16 protein-coding genes and 2 pseudogenes are annotated in these 18,804 nt (G+C 74.1%); 3 read left to right on the top strand and 15 right to left on the bottom strand.

Annotated elements, in window-relative coordinates; translation table 11 throughout:
* Positions 1–328: 328 nt before the first annotated feature.
* On the bottom strand, positions 329–1,720 hold the full coding sequence (locus OG286_RS03155; protein WP_405366033.1) for a phytoene desaturase family protein: 1,392 nt from the start codon (positions 1,718–1,720) through the stop codon (positions 329–331).
* 429 nt (positions 1,721–2,149) lie between these two features.
* Between OG286_RS03155 and OG286_RS03150 the strand changes: the two genes are divergently transcribed.
* Positions 2,150–5,380, top strand: a complete 3,231-nt coding sequence (locus tag OG286_RS03150; RefSeq protein WP_405364707.1) for a DEAD/DEAH box helicase — start codon at positions 2,150–2,152, stop codon at positions 5,378–5,380.
* A gap of 164 nt (positions 5,381–5,544) precedes the next feature.
* Here OG286_RS03150 and OG286_RS03145 read toward each other — a convergent pair whose 3' ends face one another.
* The 11 genes and pseudogenes from OG286_RS03145 to OG286_RS03095 all read right to left on the bottom strand — a co-directional run bounded on the left by OG286_RS03145 (position 5,545) and on the right by OG286_RS03095 (position 15,292).
* Entirely contained in the window at positions 5,545–5,739 is a 195-nt protein-coding gene (locus OG286_RS03145; protein WP_396324965.1) for a hypothetical protein, read from the bottom strand.
* A gap of 108 nt (positions 5,740–5,847) precedes the next feature.
* Positions 5,848–6,540: a restriction endonuclease gene (locus tag OG286_RS03140; RefSeq protein ID WP_396324967.1), complete on the bottom strand. Its 693-nt coding sequence runs from the start codon at positions 6,538–6,540 to the stop codon at positions 5,848–5,850.
* A 280-nt stretch (positions 6,541–6,820) separates the two neighbouring features.
* A pseudogene (locus OG286_RS03135) lies at positions 6,821–8,046 on the bottom strand (GDSL-type esterase/lipase family protein).
* A 58-nt stretch (positions 8,047–8,104) separates the two neighbouring features.
* Positions 8,105–8,674 (bottom strand): TetR/AcrR family transcriptional regulator, encoded by a 570-nt coding sequence (locus OG286_RS03130; protein WP_396324982.1) that lies wholly within the window; start codon positions 8,672–8,674, stop codon positions 8,105–8,107.
* A 93-nt stretch (positions 8,675–8,767) separates the two neighbouring features.
* Positions 8,768–9,229: an NTP pyrophosphohydrolase gene (locus tag OG286_RS03125; RefSeq protein WP_396324969.1), complete on the bottom strand. Its 462-nt coding sequence runs from the start codon at positions 9,227–9,229 to the stop codon at positions 8,768–8,770.
* A gap of 134 nt (positions 9,230–9,363) precedes the next feature.
* On the bottom strand, positions 9,364–10,758 hold the full coding sequence (locus tag OG286_RS03120; protein WP_396324970.1) for a histidine-type phosphatase: 1,395 nt from the start codon (positions 10,756–10,758) through the stop codon (positions 9,364–9,366).
* 301 nt (positions 10,759–11,059) lie between these two features.
* Complete coding sequence (locus OG286_RS03115; protein WP_396324971.1) at positions 11,060–12,034, bottom strand: hypothetical protein; 975 nt, start codon at positions 12,032–12,034, stop codon at positions 11,060–11,062.
* Positions 12,031–12,381, bottom strand: a complete 351-nt coding sequence (locus OG286_RS03110) for a PadR family transcriptional regulator (RefSeq protein ID WP_396324972.1) — start codon at positions 12,379–12,381, stop codon at positions 12,031–12,033. The genes OG286_RS03115 and OG286_RS03110 overlap by 4 nt, the downstream gene beginning before the upstream one ends.
* Positions 12,382–12,630: 249 nt before the next feature.
* Entirely contained in the window at positions 12,631–13,629 is a 999-nt protein-coding gene (gene gap / locus OG286_RS03105; RefSeq protein ID WP_396324973.1) for a type I glyceraldehyde-3-phosphate dehydrogenase, read from the bottom strand.
* A 164-nt stretch (positions 13,630–13,793) separates the two neighbouring features.
* Positions 13,794–14,750 carry a GlxA family transcriptional regulator gene (locus tag OG286_RS03100; protein ID WP_396324974.1) on the bottom strand — a complete coding sequence of 319 codons (957 nt, stop codon included), beginning with the start codon at positions 14,748–14,750 and terminating at the stop codon, positions 13,794–13,796.
* Between the two features lie 248 nt (positions 14,751–14,998).
* Positions 14,999–15,292 (bottom strand): hypothetical protein, encoded by a 294-nt coding sequence (locus OG286_RS03095; protein ID WP_405363242.1) that lies wholly within the window; start codon positions 15,290–15,292, stop codon positions 14,999–15,001.
* 238 nt (positions 15,293–15,530) lie between these two features.
* Between OG286_RS03095 and OG286_RS03090 the strand changes: the two genes are divergently transcribed.
* Positions 15,531–16,067, top strand: coding sequence for a GNAT family N-acetyltransferase (locus OG286_RS03090; RefSeq protein ID WP_396324976.1), 537 nt, complete (start codon positions 15,531–15,533; stop codon positions 16,065–16,067).
* 123 nt (positions 16,068–16,190) lie between these two features.
* Here the strand turns inward: OG286_RS03090 and OG286_RS03085 are convergent.
* The 3 genes and pseudogenes from OG286_RS03085 to OG286_RS03075 all read right to left on the bottom strand — a co-directional run.
* A pseudogene (locus tag OG286_RS03085) lies at positions 16,191–16,474 on the bottom strand (O-methyltransferase); the annotation flags it as partial.
* Positions 16,475–16,675: 201 nt separating this feature from the next.
* Positions 16,676–17,062: a transglycosylase family protein gene (locus OG286_RS03080; RefSeq protein ID WP_405362999.1), complete on the bottom strand. Its 387-nt coding sequence runs from the start codon at positions 17,060–17,062 to the stop codon at positions 16,676–16,678.
* Between the two features lie 622 nt (positions 17,063–17,684).
* Positions 17,685–18,209, bottom strand: coding sequence for a hypothetical protein (locus OG286_RS03075; RefSeq protein WP_396326097.1), 525 nt, complete (start codon positions 18,207–18,209; stop codon positions 17,685–17,687).
* 112 nt (positions 18,210–18,321) lie between these two features.
* On the opposite strand from OG286_RS03075, the gene OG286_RS03070 reads away from it, so the two are divergent.
* On the top strand, positions 18,322–18,459 hold the full coding sequence (locus OG286_RS03070) for a hypothetical protein (protein ID WP_396326098.1): 138 nt from the start codon (positions 18,322–18,324) through the stop codon (positions 18,457–18,459).
* The last annotated feature ends 345 nt before the right edge of the window (positions 18,460–18,804 follow it).

Below are 18,804 nucleotides of genomic sequence, written 5' to 3'. Positions count from 1 at the left end.
GTCCGGCGGGGGAGGGCACGCCGGCAGGGGTGCACCGACCGGCCCCGCCTCCTCGGACCGGCCACGCCTGCGGCCGTTTGAGTGCGTGTCGGCCGCGCGCGTGTGCGGTGGTCGGGTGACGGCCCTCCTGGGCGAGCATCACGACAGCGGGTGACCGAACGGTCATTCGTGGCCGCGGACGGAGGAACCATCCCGCCGGTACCGGAACGGCCCCTGACGACGGCCGGATGACCGCTGGCCCGCCCGGGCCCCGGCCGCCGGCGCCGGCCGCAAGGCTCGCGTCCGTGGCGACCTCAGCGGTGGCCGCAGGCTCGCGTCCGTGACGACGTCAGCGGTGGCCGCCGGCCCGGCGGAGGCGGTGCAGGGCGGTCTCGGCGGCGTTGGCGCCGCACATGCCGTGGACCCCGGGGCCGGGCGGGGTGGCGGCGGAGCAGAGGTAGTGGCCGGGGACGCCGGTGTCGTAGGGGTGGAGGGTGATGCGGGGGCCGAACAGCACCTGGGGGATGTCCTTGGCCCCGGTCATGATGTCCCCGCCGACGAAGTTCGGGTTGTCGGCGGCGAAGTCGGAGGTGGTGCGGACGGAGCGGCCGATGACGCGCTCCCGGAACCCGGGGGCGAAGCGCTCGATCTGCGCAGTGACGGCCTCGGTGGCGTCACCGGTGTAGCCGTGCGGCACGTGCGCGTAGCTCCAGACGGGGTGGACGTCGCCGACGGAGCGTTGCGGGTCCGCCAGGTACTGCTGGCCGACGAGGACGAACGGCCGCTGCGGCATGCGCCCGGCGGTAATCTCCCGTTCGGTGGCGGCGACCTCCTCGAAGGTGCCGCCGAGGTGGACGATGCCGGCCCTCCGCGCCGGCTCGGCCGTCCACGGGACGCCGCCGGCCACGGCGAAGTCGACCTTGAAGGCGCCCGGTCCGTGCCGGAACCGGCGGTAGGCGCGGGCGACGCGGGGCGGCAAGCGGTCGCCGAGGATGCCCGCCACGGCACTCGGCGCGAGGTCGAACATCGTGATGTCCGCGGGCGGGAGCTCGGCGGCCGAGCGGATCCGCCGGCCCGTTTCGATCGTGCCGCCCAGGTCGGTGAGCAGTGCGGCCAGCGCCCGGCTGATCGAGCGCGATCCTCCGGCGGCCACGGCCCATCCGTACCGGTGGCCGGCGGCCAGGATGCCGAGACCGACGCCGGAACTGAGCGGACGTTCCAGGGGCTGGTAGGCGTGGGCCGCCACACCGCCGAACAGCGCGCGGGCCTGGTCACCGGTGAACGCGCGTGCCAGGACCGTGGCCGGCAGCAGGGCCGGGGCGCCGAAGCGGGCCAGGCGCAGCGGGTGGCGGGGGAGGCGCAGCAGCGGGCGCATGATGTCCTCGGCGAGTTCGTCGTAGGCCGCGGCGGGTGCCGCGAACAGCCGGCGCCAGCGCGCACCGTCCGCGCCGAGCCCTGCCGCGGTCTCGTCGACGGAGCGGTGCAGGACGCCGGCGGTGCCGTCGTCGAGAGGGTGGACGCAGTCGATCTTGGGCAGGCACCACCGGAGCCCGTAGCGGTGCAGGCCGAGGCCGCGCAGGAAGGCCGAGCCGACGGTGATCAGGTGGACGGCGGAGCAGTGGTCGTGCAGGAGTCCCGGGAGGATCGCCTCACCGCTTCGGGCGCCGCCGCCGATCTCGTCGGCGGCCTCCAGGACGGTGACACGGACGCCGGCCCGGGCGAGCCGGACGGCGGCGGCCAGCCCGTTCGGGCCGGCCCCGACGACGACGGCGGTGGCCTCGCCGGCCCGAGCGGCGTGTGACCGCCGGCCACGCCCGTCACCTGCTCCAGGAGTGCTGTCCACGGCACCAGTCTCCCGTGCGGGACCGGCCGAGGCCCGTGCACCACGGCGAGGACGACCGACGGTGCGGCGGGGCGGGCGACGGGCGCGGTGCGTCGTGCCCCTGCCGTCGGACGGGCGGCACCCCGGGGAGTCCTGTGCCCGGCCGCGCACACCGACTCCGGGAGCCGTTCCGAGCCGTGCCGTGCGACCGGGCGCGTCGGGAGCAGGCGCCAGGGCCCTGACGTGACGTGAGCCGACCCGACGCGGCCTGACCTGGCCCGCCGGTCCTGCGGGCCCATCCCGCGGAATCCCTGCGCCGGGGGCCGGCCTGCTGCGAGAGTGGTCGTCGTGCACGAACAGGACATCGAAACCACCGAGCCGACCGTCCCTCAGCTGGTCGAACAGCGCTGGGGGAGCGCCCTCCCGGCCGAGGGCCTGCTGCTGCGCTTCACGGAACCGGGCTGGAGCTACCAGGAGCAGGTGCCCCGCCCGTGCCCCGACTGCGGCGAGGCGTTGCACTCGCTGCGCCGCCCGTACGAGGCGGGCGGGCGCCAGTACCGGTACGTGGCCGTGGTCTGCCCGGCCTGCCCGCGCGCCTACACCCTCGCCGAGCTGGGTGTGAAGACCTACGACAAGCTGCTGCGCCCGGCCGCCCCGGCGTCCGACCCGGTGCCTGCCCAGCGGACCGTGACCGTGCGCACCGCCGCCCGGATCATGGCGGGACTGGAGCCCTGCGACCTCCCGGAGGGGACGGGACCGGGAGTGACCGTCACGCCGATCACGGTGTGGCGCCCGCCCGGCGCCACGGCCCGCCCCACGCCCGCCCCCGACTGGCCCGAGGACCTCCCCAGGCCCACGCAGCCGGAGACCCGGGCGCTCTGGTGGGGCAAGGTCACCGACCCCGCCCGGCCGCTTCCCGAGGCCGCCCTGCGCGCCGCCGACGACGCCCGGGTCATCCTCCCGGCCGGCGAGGACTTCGACGCCCTGGGCCGCGAACTGACCGCCCTCGGCGCGCAGGTGCGCCGCGCCGCGCACTGGGCCGAGGCCGAGCACGTGGCCACCGTGTCGGACCTCGGCGGGCGCACCGACCTGGTGGCCTGGCCGGCCGGCAGCGTCACCCCTGCCGCGGGCCCCGCCGCCCACGCGGCCCGGGACGCCTTCGCCGCCCAGTGGGACGCCCTGGACGACCTGCCCGCCGACGACGAGGACGCGTTCGTACCGGTCGAGGCGCTGGTGCCCGAGGCGTGGGCCGGGCTGCTGCCGCACCCCACCTTCAACCCGGTCCAGGCCGCCGCCGTCCCGGCCCTGCTGGACGGCGACGAGCACGTCATGGTGGTCGCCCCCACCGGGGCCGGCAAGACCGCGATCGGCGTGGTCGCCGCGCTCACCGCCTGCGAACGCGGCCGCAAGGCCGCCTGGCTGGTCCCGCAGCGCTCGCTGACCGACGAGCTCGACCGCGACCTCGACGCCTGGCGCCGGGCCGGGCGCCGCGTGGTCCGGCTGACCGGTGAGGCGGCCGTGGACACCGACCTGATCCGCGAGGCCGACCTCTGGGTGGCCACCACCGAGAAGTTCGAGGCGATCTGCCGCACCAGCTCACTGCGTGCCGCGCTCGCCGAGGTCGGCTGCCTGGTCGTCGACGAGATCCACCTGCTGGGCGATCCCACCCGCGGCCCGGTCCTGGAGGCCCTGCTCGCCCGGGTGCGGGAGGACGCCGCCCGGGTGCGGATCGTCGGCCTGTCCGCCACCGTGGCCAACGCCGAGGAGACCGCAGCCTGGCTGAACGCCCGTCTGATCCGCTCGCCCTGGCGGCCCACCCGGCTGACCTGGCAGCTGCCCGCGCTGCCCCCGGACGCGGACGCCCCCGACTGGGCGACCCGCAACCAGACCCGTACCCGGGAGGCCGTCCGGCTGGCCCGCCGGCACGGCGCGGACGGGGGCAGCGTGCTGGTGTTCTGCGGCAGCAAGCGCTCGGTGCGCACCACCGCGCTCGCTCTGGCGCACGACCGCGGCGTCGACACGGCCGGCGTCGACGCGGACGACGTCGACCTGGTGGAGCGCCTGTGCAGCAAGGCCGGAGTGCAACTGCACTACCGTGACTGGCCGTTCAAGCGCGAGGCCGAACACGCCTTCCGCACCCGCGGGGCCGACGTCCTGGTGGCCACCTCCACCGTCGCCGCGGGCGTCAACCTGCCCGCCCGGGCCGTGATCGTGCGGGACACCCAGATCGGCCTGGACCGGATCGAGGTGTCCATGGTCCAGCAGATGTTCGGCCGGGCAGGCCGGATCGGCGCCGGCGAACGCGAGGGCTTCGCCCATCTGCTCACCGCCCCTGGCGAGCGCCACCACTGGCAGGCCCGGCTGGCCGCCGGGTACACCGTCACCTCCCGCATCCGCGACCGGCTCTCCGACCACCTGCTCGCCGAGGCCGTGCAGGGCCGGATCGCCACCCTCGCCCAGGCCGAACAGTGGTGGACCCGCACCTTCGCCTTCCACCAGGGCCAGCACCCCTTCGACCCGCTGTACGACGCCACCGAGTTCCTCACCGCCACCGGTTACCTCAGCCGCGCCGAGACCGCCGAGGCCGCCGAGGCCGCCGAGACCGCCGAGGGCGACGCCGGGCTGGCGGCCACCGAACTCGGCAAGCTCACCAGCCGGTTCATGGTCGAGGCCGAACTCGCCGCCGCCCTCGCCGAGGCCGCCCACGCGCTGCCCGTCCCGGACGACCCGGAAACCGCCGAGGACGCCCTCATCGCCATTCTGGCCACCCGTCTGCCCGCCCTCGAACAGGCCCCCTTCACCGAGCGGGCCAAGCGGGCACTGTTCCAGGTGCTGCGCACCGCGGGCCGCCCCGACGCCCCCGAGCAGCCTGGCGATGAGGCGGCGGAGGACGCCAAGCCCGTGGCCGGCGACCTCGCCCGCGCCGTCCTGCTGCTGGTCGCCCACAGCCCCCAGGCGTTCCGCGGCCGCAGCGCCTACGTCCTGGGCATCCCCACCGACTCGATGACGCCCGTGCTGGAGGAGGCGCAGCGCTACCTCGCCTGGCTCGGCGCCCAGGGCCACCTCGGGACCGTCCACCCGTGGATCGCCACCGTCGCCGCCGACCTCGCCCAGCGCATCCGCTGGCGCACCCTCGGGCCGCGCCGCGGCGCCGGCCGGCTGCTCTGGATGTGCGAGCAGATGGCCACCCCCGCCCACACCACCGCCCTCGTCCCGGCCATGTGGAAGGCGGCCCGGGCCCGCGGCCTCGACTCCCCGGACTGGTCCGGCACCACGCCGCCCGGCAGCTGCCGGCTGTCCGCCGGGGACTACCAGGGTCTGCTGGCCGCGCGTGCGACCCGCACGACGATCACCCTGCACGCCGGCCACGCGGAGGTGCACGCCCCGCGCGGTGCCACCGTCCTCATCTGGAACGGTGCCGCGACCGCCCGTCACACCGGCACCGGCACGACCGTCGAGCTCACGTACCCCGCTCCCGCTCCGGACGACCCGGCCGCCGGTCGCACCGGCGCTGCCGTCTTCACCCGTGGTGACCACACCGCGGGTGGCTGGGCCGCTGCCTACCGCACCATCAGTTGATGGAAGGTCAGGAGCGGAGAGCTGCCGGCCGAGTACCCAGCCCGGACGTCGCCCGGGCGAGTACCCAGCCCGGACGTCGCCCGGGCGAGTACCCAGCCCGGACGTCGCCCGGACGCCGCCCGGACGCGGTTCGGTCCCGACGGGCGCGGGCCGGCCCGACGGCCTCAGTGGGTTGCCCGGGTCACCACGCCGACCAGGTGGACGATCGCCTGGCCCCACGGTGTGGCGGCGATGAGGACGCCGAACACGGTGCAGAGGAGTGCGGTGAACTTCTCGTCGGCCCGGGAACGGGCCTCGGTCCGGCGGCCCAGTCGGATGAGGATGATGATGGCGAGGGCCGCCGATGCGCTGACGGTCAAAGGAAGGTCCCCGTTCCTGAGAGCTGTCTGACGTGGTGTCCGGTCCGGTGGTGGGCTCCGGCCGCGGCCGGTCCGCGGGGCCGAGGCGTGGCGTACGGGGGGGGCTGGTCAGTGGCCTCGGCCGGACCGCGGTGCCGGGATGCGGGGCAGGAGGTCCCACAGCGGGCGGCCGTCGGCGGCCCAGCGGCCGAGGAGTTCTCGGTCGACCAGGACGACGTCCTGCTCACGGCCCCACTTCACCGCCGGGGCGGTGAACTTGCCGTTGGTGACGACGACGGGCACCTCGGCCCGGTGCACCCGTTCGTTGGTGCCGACCAGCGCGTACAGCACGCCGACCCCGACCGCCGTGCCGTGGGCCGGGTCCTGTTTGTGCTTGCACTGCAGCACCCAGCGGCGGCCCGTCGGGTCCGTCGCCAGGACGTCCGCACTCTGGTCGCCGCCGCCGCCGACCTGCTCCGCGCGGCACCCGTCGCGACGCATCAAGTCCCGTACGGCGAACTCGAAGGCCCGGTGCCCCATGTGGTCCAGGCCGCCGGGCCCGGTCAGCGCGAGCCGCAGCCGGCGCTGCCGCTCGCGCGCCGCGGCCTCCCGGGCCCGGCGGCTCCGGGCCGCCACCACGGCGATGGCCGCGCCGGCCGTGAGCAGGACCACCAGCACCCACCAGTGCGCGAACAGCCACCGGAGCAACGCCAGGACGAGGCCGGCCACGACCACGCCACCGACCAGCCACAGGACGGCGGACTCCCCGCCGCCGCCCTTCCTCGAACCCCCGCGCCGTGCCGGCGGCCTGCGTGATCCCACCCGTTCTCCCCGCGACTCGGTTGTCAGGCGACGCACCTATGACACCAGCCGCCACGGGCAGCACAGCAGCCGCGCACGGGAGCACGCCGACGGCGCCCGCCGAGGTCCTCATGCACCGATCAGGCCTCGGGGTCGGGAATGCCCGCCATGGTGCCGCTCGCGCCGCGGCCGGTCAGGCCCTTTCGTCGGCCACGTGACCGACGCGGCGCACCCCCCTCCGACCGCCGGCCGTTCCCGACCTCGGCGTACCCCGACCGTCGCCCCGGCCGTACTCCGGCGGTCAGCCCCGGTCGCACCCCGACCGTCGGTTTCGGCCGTACCCCGACCTCGGCCGGGCGGTCGGGTCGGAGAAGGGCCCGTCGGGGCCGAAGGCGAGACGGGCGAAGTTCTCGGCGATGCGGCGGTGACCGGCCGGGTCGGGGTGGATCTCGTCGGGCAGGGGCAACTCGTCGTAGTCGGCCGGGCCGTAGAGCGCGCGGCCGTCGAGGTGATGAAGGTGCGGGTCGTCGGTGGCGCGCCCGGCGACGATGCGGGAGAGCTCGTCGCGGATGACACCGAGCGTCAGGCGCCCGGCCGCGCGCTCGGCGGGATCGCCGGTGGCCCGGAACTTCAGCGTGCCACTCGTGAAATCCGGTGCGAGCGGGCCGGGGGTGTCCTCCTGGACCGGGCAGAACACGGGGAGACGACCAGGAGCGGCGTGCGTGGATGGCCCTCGCGGATCGTGTCGAGGAACCCGTGGACGGCCGGACCGAAGGCGCGCAGACGCATGACATCGGTGTTGACGAGGTTGATGCCGATCTTGAGGCTGATCAGGTCGGCGGGAGCGTCGCGCATCGCCCGCGCGGTGAACGGGTCCAGCAGGGCGCTGCCACCGAAGCCGAGGTTGACCAGCTCGACGCCGCCCAGCGCAGCGGCGAGGGCGGGCCACGTGGCGGTCGGACGGTCCGCGTTGGAGCCGTGGCTGATCGAGCTGCCGTGGTGCAGCCACAGCCTGCGCCCGCGGTCCGGCGCAGCCGTGACGGGGGCGTCGGTGCGCAAGGCTATCAGCTCGGTGATCTCGGTGTGCGGAAGCCAGATCTCGACCGTCTTGTCGCGCGCGGGCAGGCCACGGAACCACGCGGTGCCGGGCGGGCCCGGGTGCAGCTCGGCGGAGCCGGTGGTCATGTCGATCACCCGCGTGTTGCCGCCGGGAACGCCGGCCCGGGCGACCGGGTCACCGTCCACCAGGAGGTCGTAGACGCCGGACGCCGGCGCGGGCACACCCCGGTAGGCGCGCTTGGTCGGCAGGGTCTCCAGGCCGATCGCGGTGGCCCGGGTGCGGAAGACCAGCCGCACGCCGGAGGGCTGCGCCTCGGCCATGGCGAGCTGCTCGTCGGGGATCTGACGGCGGGCCCGGGCGGGCAGCCGGTGCGGCAGCAGTCCGTGGGCGGTGCGCTCGACGTCGAGATGGCCGCGCAGCAGGTCCGGGGTGACGGGTGTGGTGATCAGGTCGTGCTCGGTGCTCATTGCTTCCAGCCTGGTGATCAGGGGTGACCGGAGTGCGCGACGTTCGGGGAGGGGCCGCTCAGTGCGCGGCCCGGGCCCGCAGCACCGCGTCGAGGGAGTCGACGATCCAGTCCCACGACTCCTGCGGGTCGACGGCGGTGTGGCCGAAGCTCCCGCCCAGCTCCAGGCTGACGTAGCCGTGGAAGACGCCGCCCAGCATCCGGACGGCGTGGGTCTGGTCCGGCTCGGTCAGGTCGTAGCCCCGCAGGATCGCGCGGGTCATCTGCGAGTGCCGGACGCCGGCACTCGCCGCCGCCGTCCCGGGGTCGAGCCGGTACTGCGTGGCGGCGTAGCGCCCGGGGTGCTGCCGCGCGTAGCTGCGGTAGGCCTCCGCGAAGGCGGCCAGGGCGTCCTTGCCGGCGCGCCCGGCCAGGGCGTCGGAGGCCCGGTCGGCGAGCTCCTCCAGGGCGAACAGGGCGATCCTGGTCTTGAGGTCGTGGGAGCTCTTGACGTGTGAGTACAGGCTCGCGACCTTGACGTCGAACCGCCTGGCGAGCTCGGACACGGTCACCTGCGCGAAGCCGACCTCGTCGGCGAGCTCCGCGCCGGCCCGGGTCAGCCGTTCCGCGGTCACCCCTGTTCTGGCCATCATGCGCACCTTTCCTCTGCCTGCGCCGATCATGCTCTTACCTAAAGTGTTTAGGCAAATTCTATGGTCGGCTAGGCGGTCGAGTTGGCAGCCCTAGGCTGACGGCCGGGCCGGCCAGACCGTGCGTGGGCCGAGCACGCCGGCGCCGAGCGTGGTGACGCGGCTCCGCAGGCCGCGGTCCGCGGTGACGACCAGGCAACTCCGCCGCGGCCGGGCGGCCAGAGCCTCCTCGACCAGTTCGACGATCCGGTCGTCCCCGGAGCCGGACGCGTCCACCACCCGTACCAGCGGCACCCCCGCCACCCCGCGGGCGGCACCCTCCACGACCAGCACCACCTCCACGGGCCCGGTGGGCGCCGCAGCGGGCGACCCTCCCCGATCCGCCGGTCCCTGCTGCGCGACGCCGACCAGCGCGTCCCGCAGCCGCTCGGCGGCCCCGCGCCGGTCCCGCCACCAGCCGTCGGGCACCGAACCCACCACGTTGGCGGCATCCACCACCAGCAGCGGCACCTGCCCCGCGTCCCCACGGCCCGCCCCGCTCTCACGCATGTTCATGCCCCGCAGCCTGCCACGTCGGGGCCCGGTCGGCGGGCCACCCGGCCGCCCGGCCGTCGGGCGGCACGAGGCCGCGATGGCCCGTGCGCACGGGGCCGTCACCCCTCCGGCCGGAACGGGCCGGGCGGGCGCCGTCAGGAGCGGTCGAAGCAGCGCCTGAGCTCGTCGAGGTCGTAGAAGTAGCTGCCCTTGGCGACGGGCCGGCAGGAGGACTTGAAGGCGGTTTCCTTCTCGTTGTAGAGCATACGGACCAGGTACGCGGCCGAAGTGCCGTCACCGTGCTTGGCGGTGAGGTCGGTGCCGGCGTAGAGGTCCCACTGGATGTTCGCGGCCATCGGCACTACCTCGGCGCCGCGCCAGGGGTTGTTCCGGTAGGAGTACGGCTGCCCGGGCATGGCCGGCTCGGTGCTGCCGGGGAGGCCCATGAGGGCGGCGAGCGGCTCGATCTCCTCGGCGTGGGTGAAGCGCAGGACGGCGCCGTTGTCGCTGGTCCCCGCGGCCTTTGCCGCCGCCTGGGCGAACAGGTCGTCGAGCAGGACGTCCGCCATCTTGTAGGTGATGGTGCGGCCGCTGAATGCGGGGCCCTTCTGGTAGAACTCCTCGGCGTCGTCGAGGTAGGCGAACCACTGTGCGTCGCGGGGCGTCAGGAAGGGACCGAGGTCGACGCCCGGTGCCTCGACGACCAGGTCGGGCGCCGTGCTGTAGAGCGCGTACAGCGAGCGGGCGAAGGAGATCCGCTCGCTGTCGGACAGCGACGCGGCGAAGTCGTCCTCGAAGAGGCGCTCGACCACGTTCCGGGCCGCCTGGGTGGTGCGGGGCAGCCCGTCGATGCCGGCGAGGACGGTGGCGAGGTCCGGGTCGGCGGCCAGGTAGGCCTGGTAGTCGGCGTTCTGCGGCTGCTTGTGGAAGTACAGCAGGTTCTTGTCGGTGACCGGCGCCTTGACGAGCTCCGCCAGCGCCGGGTCGCCGCCGGTCAGGCCGGTGGTGAAGGCCTGGGCGCTCGCCACGGTGCGTGCCACACCCGAGGTCTCGACGACGATCGGTTCCCGGTCGGCGGCGATCGTCCGGAAGAGTGCGGGGAGGCGCTGCTCCATGCGCAGCGCGGTCTCCTGCTGCTCCCGGGCGCCGAGGCCGGAGAGGTTGCCGTATCCGAGGGCGGAGGCGGCGGTCAGGAGCGACTGGACCTGCGGGCCGAGCTTCTTGCCGAGGCCGGTGAGGGCGTTCCGCTCCTGGGCCGTCCGCAGCACGGCGAGCACCGCGTCGCCGTCCTCGCTGTCCGTCATGGCCCGGGAGCCGTGGCGGGCGACGTTCTCGGTGAAGACGGGGGTGAATCCCTTGGGTGCCCGCTGGTAGTGGCTCGCCGTGTCCTTCGGCTCGTACGGGGTCTTCGTGCCGTAGTACCCCCGGCCTGCGTGCCGGGCGCCGTCGTGCCCGTCCCGGTCGGCCGCGGACGCGGTGCCCGCGGTCAGCAGCAGGGTGGTGGCCAGGGTGACGGCCATGGCGGCGGGCAGCGAGGTCGTGCGCTTCAAGGCGGGCCTTTCGGACGGATCCCGCGAATGCCGGGCAGGAGCGGCAGGCACGGCAGGCACGGCTGGAGGGGCGCGACCGGCAGGACGGGCCGCGGCCGCAGTCTCCGGCCGTCAGCCGAACCGCGGTCGACCATTCGGCATGGCCGCGGCAATACGTGAGTGAACATCACGTGGAAGCCGCACGCCTGCCGTGTTCGAGGACCGGGCCTCTCGTCCGTACGCTCGGCCGAACCCGCCGAACCCGCCGAACCCGCCGAACCCGCACGCCGGGCAGCCGTGACTGTCCGGCGTGCGGGTTCGGTCAGGGGCGGGTGAGGCGTGCCGGTCGGGAGAGCCGGTCCGTGAGCCGGACCGCGCAGAGGGCGATCAGGTAGCCGAAGGAGAAGAGGACGACCAGCCGCTCCAGCATCGGGATCTCGAGCTCCATGCGCCTGTGGGCGAGGGCAGGGGCGAGCAGGGGCGGCGCGGCCAGGAGGGCGGTGGCCAGTGCCGCGCGGACCGCGGTGCGGGCGGTGAGGGCGATGGCGGCGCCGGTGGCGACGGGGGCGACGAGGTCGAATCCGCCGAGGAAGATCCTCTGCCCGAAGCCGTCCGTGAGCGTGGTGATGACGACCGCGGCCACGATCGGGACGGCGACCGCCCAGGGCGCCGCGGAGCGCGGGTGCGTCCGGCCCGATGGTGCGATGAGGAGGATGAGGGCGTTGAGCACGAGCAGCCCGGACTCCTGCCTGGTCAAGCCCAACGTGTTCGCGATGTCGACCGACAGGCCGAGCAGGCCGGGCCGGGAGAGGACGTCGAGTAACGGTGCCACCACGATGGTGGCCAGAGCCAGGGCCCTGGCTGCCGGCCAGCGGTCGGTCAGGACCGCGCCCGCCATCAGCGTCGCGGGGAGGAGCAGCGCCGCCGCCGCGACGAGCGGGCCGGCCTTCTCGGCGCCGTCGACGGAGAAGGTGGCGAAGTCGGGATCGGTGACCAGCAGGACGGCCCACCAGAGACGGGCCGCCGCGAAGGTCCCGGCCAGCACCGCGGCGAGTGGGGCGGCGGTGGCGAACGCCCGGCCCAGGGGGCGGTGGGAGACCAGGCCGAGCCGGGCGCGGGCCCCGTGCCCGGCGACGTCGGCCACCTCGCGCAACCCGGCGAGCCGGCCGGCGTGGGCGACGTGGCGTTCGGCGTGGTCGGCGACCTCCGTCAGGGCGCCGGCGCCGTACGAGGCCGGGTACAGCGCGAGGGCCCACCGCAGCAGCCGCGCGGCCAGGGGGTGCCGCGCCGGGGTCATGCCGTGCCTCCCACGAGAGGGGTCCAGTTCGTTCCCAGGCGCCGGTCGGCTTCGCGGAGGGCGGTCCGCAGACGCTCGCTCTCGACCCGCAGCGCCTGGGCACCCTCCTCGGTGAGGGCGAACACCCGCCGGGGGCGCCCGTCCACCGTTTCCTCCCGCTCGATGCGGATCAGCCCCTCGCTCAGGAGGCGGTCGAGGGTGCCGTACAGGCTGCCGGCGCCGAGCCGTACCTGGCCCTCCGAGATCGCGGTGACCTCCTCGCCGAGGGCGTAGCCGTGCCGCGGCTGGTCGGCCAGGGCGGTGAGGAGAAGGAAGGTTGGCTCCTGCATGGAGCGTTTGTTCTTCATGACAGCCACCATAGTACGGTCACTGTAGTGTCTGGCAAGGGGTCAGATGATCAGCCGTCAACTCGTCGATATCGGAGCAGGTTCCGGAGGGTGGGCTGAACGGGGGCCGGGGGCGGCGGCCGGCCGGGTTCGCCGTGCTGGTGAACGGCCGGGCCCTCCGACGGCGGACCCTCGCCGCGCTGGGGGCCGACCCCGACGGTCGGCCCCCAGCGCGAGGAGACCTGCTCAGTTCCGCACGAGGAGAGCCGCTCAGTTCCGCGCGAGGAGTTCGAGGGTGTCGATGACGCGGTTGGAGAAGCCCCACTCGTTGTCGTACCAGGCGACGACCTTGACGTGCTTGCCGTCCACGCGGGTCAGGGCCGCGTCGAAGATCGAGGACGCGGGCTCGCCGGTGATGTCACCGGAGACCAGCGGCTCGTCGGCGTAGTCGAGGATGCCCTTCAGCCGGCCGTCGGCGGCCTCGCGGTAGGCGGCGAGGATCTCCTCGCGGGTGACCTCGCGGGCCACGGTGGTGTTCAGCTCGACGATGGAGCCCACCGGGACGGGCACGCGGATGGAGTCGCCGGACAGCTTGCCGTCGAGGTTCGGGAGGACCAGGCCGATGGCCTTGGCGGCGCCGGTGGTGGTGGGCACGATGTTCACGCCGGCGGCGCGGGCGCGGCGCATGTCGCGGTGCGGGCCGTCCTGGAGGTTCTGCTCCTGGGTGTAGGCGTGCACCGTGGTCATGAAGCCGTGCTCGATGCCGGCCAGTTCGTCCAGCACCGACGCCAGCGGGGCCAGCGCGTTGGTGGTGCACGAGGCGTTCGAGACGATGACGTGCTCGGCCGGATCGTAGGCGTCGGTGTTCACGCCGTAGGCGAGCGTGACGTCGGCGCCGTCGGCGGGGGCGCTGACCAGGACCCGCTTGGCGCCGGCCTTGATGTGCGCACGGGCGGCCTCGGCCGAGGTGAAGCGGCCGGTGGACTCGAGCACGAGCTCGACACCGAGCTCCGCCCACGGCAGGGCGGCGGGGTCGCGCTCGGCGAGCACCTTGATGCGGTGCCCGTCGACCACCAGGTCGGTTCCGTCGACCGAGACCGGGCGGTTGAGGCGCCCGAGCGAGCTGTCGAACTTGAGCAGGTGGGCAAGGGAATCGGGCGCAGTGAGGTCGTTGATGGCGACCACTTCGAGGTCGCTGCCGCGCTGGAGCAGGGCGCGCAGGCTGTTGCGTCCGATACGACCGAAACCGTTGATGGCGATGCGGGTCATGGAGGTCTTCCCTTCCGTTCGTTTCGCCATCCATGCTCGGCGTTCGAACGAGGCCCGGACAGGGGCTTGATCGACAGGGTGCGCAAGTATCCCGCCACACTTGTTGCCACCGACCGCAAGGATCTCGCCAACGCCCCCGGGGGGCGGGCGTCAGGGGGTGGGTGTCAGGGGGCCGGGGCGGCGAAGGTGTGGCGGTACTCCGTCGGCGAGGTGCCGAGGATCCGGTGGAAGTGCAGCCGCAGGTTCGCGCCCGTGCCGAGCCCCACCCGGTCGGCGATCTGCTCCACTCCCAGATCCGTGCGTTCGAGCAACTCGCGCGCCAGGTCCACCCGCGCCCGCAGCACCCACTGCATCGGCGTGTAGCCGGTGTCCTCCACGAACCGCCGCGAGAACGTACGCGCCGACACCCGCGCGATACCGGCGAGCGTCTCCAGGGTCAGCGGCTCGGCCAGGTGCTCCAGGGCCCATTCGCGGGTGCCGGCGAACAGGTCGCCGAGCGGCTCCGGCACGCTCCGGGGGACGTACTGCGCCTGCCCGCCACTGCGGTACGGCGCGGCCACCAGGCGCCGCGCGACATGGTTGGAGAGCCCGACGCCGTGGTCACGTCGCACCAGGTGCAGGCAGAGGTCGATGCCCGAGGCCGCGCCCGCCGACGTGAGGACGTCGCCCTCGTCCACGAACAGCACGTTCTCGTCCACCGAGACCAGCGGGTGCTGCTCGGCGAGGGCCTTGGTGTAGTGCCAGTGGGTCGTAGCCTTCTTGCCGTCGAGCAGCCCGGTCGCCGCCAGCGCGAACGCCCCCGTCGAGATCGCCGCCAGCCGGGCCCCCCGCTGGTGCGCGGCGATCAACGCCTCGACCACCGCCGCCGGCGGTTCGGTGGTCGACGGATCCCGGTACCCGGGCACGAACACGGTGTCCGCATGCTCCAGGGCGTCGAGACCGTCGGCCACGTGGTACGCGAGCCCGTCACCGCCGGTCACCAGCCCGGGCGCCGCGCCGCACACCCGTACTTCGTAGGGCATGCTCGGCCTGCTGGAGAACACCTGCGCGGGAATGCCGACGTCGAGCGGCTTCGCACCCTCCAGCACGAGTACGGCGACGCGGTGTCTCCTGCGAGCCATCGGACCCTTCCTTCCCCACCGGCCCGGCCGTGCGGGCCTTTCGTCGTGCCCGTGACCGGGACCTCGTGACCGGGGCGCCGTGACGGGGCCCCTCTGACCGGACCGGTAACCCGGACCCGTGGCCGGGACGCCGTGTCCCGGACCCCGTGACCGGGACGCCACCTACCGCAAGCATCCTGCCACTGCCGGGCAGGCGCCCGAGTGCACGGCCCCCCGGGTGGGGCGGTCCGTACGGCGGCGACACCGGCTCAGCGCAGCAGCCGGTCCAGGACCCGGCCGAAGACGATCCTCCCGACGCGGGCCACAGCCGGATCGAGCACGGTCGGCAGGCCCGCGATCACGACCTCCTCCGCCCATGTCACCTGGCTCCGTTCGCCCCGCGCACCCACCGCCCGTACGCGGAGCTCGGCGCCGCCACGGATCGGGCGCCCGCGCTTCTCCAGCCTGCACACCCCGTCGCGCCCCGGCAGCGGTCCGGCGATCTCGACGATCTCCATCGGATCGTCGAACAGCCGGAACGCCCCGACGGCGGTTCGGGCCACGATCGTGTCACCTGGCCGCCGGCCGTTCCCCGAGCCGACCGACACCCGGGTGAACGGCACACGGTCGCCGTGCCGGGGCCAGTCGGTCAGCCGCGCCCAGCAGACATCGGGAGGCAGGGGCGAACGGCGGGTCAGGACGAAGCAGGCCATGCCTCACCGTACTGAGCGGCCGCCGCCTCCTCCCCGGCGCCGGGCCGGGGCTGTGGCCGGCCGGTTGCGAGCCCGCGATACTCGTCCGATGTTCCAACCGACAGGTCGCATGACCGCCTTCCGGCCCGAGACCGTTCACACCGACCGCCTGCTCCTCCTGCCTCTCACCGTCGAGCACGCCGAGGAGATGACCACGGTGCTGTCCGACCCCGGTCTGCACACCTTCATCGGCGGTGCGCCGGAAACCGCCGCGGCTCTGCGGGCCCGATACGAACGCTGGGTCGTCGGCTCACCCGACCCCTCCGAAGCCTGGTGCAACTGGGTGATCCGGCTGCGCGGCGAGGAGTGTCTCACCGGCACCGCCCAGGCGACGGTCACGGCCGACGACCGCGGGGCCACCGCGGAGATCGCCTGGGTGGTGGGGACCCCCTGGCAGGGGCGCGGAATCGCTGCCGAGGCGGCCCAGGGCCTCGTCACCTGGCTCCGGCGGCGCCCGGTGCACACGGTCGTCGCCCACATCCATCCCGACCACCGGGCGTCCGCCGCCGTTGCCGCCGCGGCCGGTCTCGCTCCCACCGACCGGTGGGACGACGGCGAGGTGAGGTGGCAGCTGCAGGTCGGCTGACCGCCGACGGCAACGCCTCCCGCACGGCCACCCGGTTCGCCGGAAGTGCAACGGCCGACCCGCAACAGGGCACGGGAGCGACAGCCCGGGCCAGCCGTGGGCGCCGTCCTGGTTCCGCCAGCCGGTGACGAGGGCGAGGGTGAAGCCGTCGTAGCCCTTGGCATCGACGGTCTGGACGGTGGTGGCGGTCAGACGGGGGTGGGCGGCGATGAGCTCGGTGAAGCGGCGCATGCCCTGGACCCGGGGTCGGCGTCGGCCGGGTCGGTGACGGCGCCCTCGCGTACGACGTTGTCCCCGATGATGACGCTGCCGGGGCGGGTGAGCCTGAGCGCCCACTCCAGGTACTCGGGGTTGGAGGGCTTGTCGGCGTCGATGAAGACGAGGTCGAACGGGCCGGCGCCCTCGTCCCGTGTCAACCGTTCCGGGGAAGGACCCCGTCCGGGTGATGTGCCCCGGTTCCTGAAAACGCACGACGCCGCTGTTCCCGGACCGTGGGTGTTCGGTCGGGTGCAGCGGCGTTGTCGTGGGGGTGACGTCGGGTGGGCGTCGGGGGGCGGGCGGGCCGGTGGGGTGGTGGCCGGGTGCCGCCTGGTTGGTGGTGGGGGGTGTTACTTGGTGAGGCCGGCCTTGACGGAGCAGACGGGCCAGGCGCCGGGGCCCTGGGCGGCGAGGACCTTTTCGCCGATGGTGATCTGCTGGGCCTTGGTGGCCTGGTGGGCCTGGGGGGCGTAGGCGGTGCCGCCGAAGGCGGCCCAGGTGCTGGAGGTGAACTGGAGTCCGCCGTAGAAGCCGTTGCCGGAGTTGATGGCCCAGTTGCCGGTGGCCTCGCAGGCGGCGACCTTGTCCCAGACGGAGGCGGGTGCGGCGGAGGCGGTGTTGGCTGCGACGAGGCCGGCCACCGGCAGGGCGGTGAGGGCGCCGGCCATGAGTGCCATGCGGACGCGGTTGCGGCGCTTGGTGGTGGTGGCGGTGGTGGTCTCGTTGCGGAGGGTCATGTGGTTCCTTTGCGTGTGGCGTGTGGCGTGAGGTGTGTGGCGGGTGTGCGGGCGTGCGGAACCAGGCCCTGGGGGCTGTTGGTTTCGGGGGGTGTGTCGCTCGCGTGGGTTGTGCGCCGTGGTGCTCCGGGGTGGGGGCCTCGGGGCGGTGTGGTCGGTGCAACGGGTTCGAAGTTACGGGGGTGGTGGTGGGGGTTTCAAGGATTCGTGGGTTTGGGCACGTCAGGGGGTTGTTACCGCGGGTAGGGATCAAGGAAATGGGATGATTTGAAGCCAAATGCCCCATTTTTCAAGATCGAATGGGGGTGGAAGTGGTCCGGGCCACACGGGTGGTGGTGTGAGGCCGCGCACATCGTCGACGGTGGGTGACGGGTCCTCGGCCGCGCGTGCCGAAGTGGTGGGGTGGTGACCGGGCCGGGGGTGGCCCGCGCCACAGCCCTCACGCCCGGCCCGCCGGCCGTCCACACTCCGTGACGAACCGCGGTCCGGCGCGGTGCCCGACGGCGGCTCCGCGGCCGGGGTTCAGCAGGTGGGTGCGGCGGGCTCGGCCAGGGGATCGTCGCCGGCGCTCGGTGCTCGGTGCTCGGTGCACCACAGGCCTCGTGAACCTTCACCGCACTGGCTAGAACTCCCCGCCCACCCCCAGGTCCTGCCGCATCGCATGCCGCATGGTCTTGATCAGCGCCCACAGCTCGTCCTGTGCCTCGGCGGCGGATCGCAGGTTCTCGCCGGGCCGCGCGTCGCCCTGTTCCAGGCGCTTCACCATTCCGTACACGTGGGTGAGGGCCTGGTTGGCGATGTCGCCCGGGGCTATCACGGCATCGGGTGCGATCATCAGGGTCTCGGACCAGTGGTTGCGGTGCGCGTCCTTCGCCTCGTCCAACGCCCGGGCGTCGTCCTCCCCGGGCGTCCGGTCGCGCAGGACGCGCAGGTGCCGGTTGAGCGCGGTCGCGAACTGCCGTGCGTCGCGGTACAGGTGGGTGTAGCAGTCGCGCCGCAGGGCGAGGTTCTCGCGGGTCTCCGAGAAGGCCTGGCTGAGCTCCAACTCGCGCCGCTTTGCTCGTTCGGCGCCCCGTTGGGTGAGCAGTGCGGCCCCGAGGGTCCCCGTCACTCCGGTCACCGCGATCGCCACCGCTGCTATGTCCACCGGGTCACTCTAGACACGTCGGCCGGCGGGCGGGGCGTGTTCGGGCGGGCCCGCTCTTCCTGGAGGTACCGGCCGGGTTGGCGCACACCCCAGACCCGTTGGTGGTGCGTGCGTGAGCCGAGCGGCCGACGTCGTGGGGGAGCACACCCAGCACGTGACCACCGACCTGCCGGAGGGCCGGCGACTCCGCGAGCCGCGGACCGTGGTCGCCTGGATGCGCGAGAAGTGGCCCGGGCACCGCAAAGGATGACGTCAACGCGCCCGTACGCGACGTCCTCGGTTCCGCGAACTCAGGCCCCTCTTCCACGTCCCGGCTCGGCACGTCCGGCCAGTGCGCCCCGAAGACGGGTCGGGGCGGGCGCTCAGGCCGCTGGTTCCGGTGGTCCGGGTGGCGGCTCGGCACGTCCGGCGGCGCCGGCCGCGGCCGCGGGGTCCGGTCACGGGATCCGGCCGCGACGCGGCGGTTTGCGGGGACGGGAGTCGTGTGATCCATTGGAAGGACACCGGATCGCCCGACACGCCCCGGTTCGCCCCCTCGGACCACCCGGGTTCGGCCCTCCCCCCGAACCACCCGAGCCCCGACGGGCCGTGGCGC

Origin of the sequence: Kitasatospora sp. NBC_00039, assembly GCF_045160625.1 — a bacterium.
In the GTDB taxonomy this organism is placed as follows: domain Bacteria; phylum Actinomycetota; class Actinomycetes; order Streptomycetales; family Streptomycetaceae; genus Kitasatospora.
The sequence above is the reverse complement of the archived record's forward strand: the minus strand, read 5'-3'. Positions and strand labels throughout refer to the sequence as shown.

Excerpts from the sequence above, each read along its gene's own strand:
- OG286_RS03130 (WP_396324982.1), bottom strand. The coding sequence starts at position 8,674 with ATGGCCAGAACAGGGGTGACCGCGGAACGGCTGACCCGGGCCGGCGCG.
- OG286_RS03125 (WP_396324969.1), bottom strand. The coding sequence starts at position 9,229 with ATGAACATGCGTGAGAGCGGGGCGGGCCGTGGGGACGCGGGGCAGGTG.
- OG286_RS03115 (WP_396324971.1), bottom strand. The coding sequence starts at position 12,034 with ATGACCCCGGCGCGGCACCCCCTGGCCGCGCGGCTGCTGCGGTGGGCC.
- OG286_RS03110 (WP_396324972.1), bottom strand. The coding sequence starts at position 12,381 with ATGAAGAACAAACGCTCCATGCAGGAGCCAACCTTCCTTCTCCTCACC.
- gap (WP_396324973.1), bottom strand. The coding sequence starts at position 13,629 with ATGACCCGCATCGCCATCAACGGTTTCGGTCGTATCGGACGCAACAGC.
- OG286_RS03100 (WP_396324974.1), bottom strand. The coding sequence starts at position 14,750 with ATGGCTCGCAGGAGACACCGCGTCGCCGTACTCGTGCTGGAGGGTGCG.
- OG286_RS03090 (WP_396324976.1), top strand. The coding sequence starts at position 15,531 with ATGTTCCAACCGACAGGTCGCATGACCGCCTTCCGGCCCGAGACCGTT.
- OG286_RS03080 (WP_405362999.1), bottom strand. The coding sequence starts at position 17,062 with ATGACCCTCCGCAACGAGACCACCACCGCCACCACCACCAAGCGCCGC.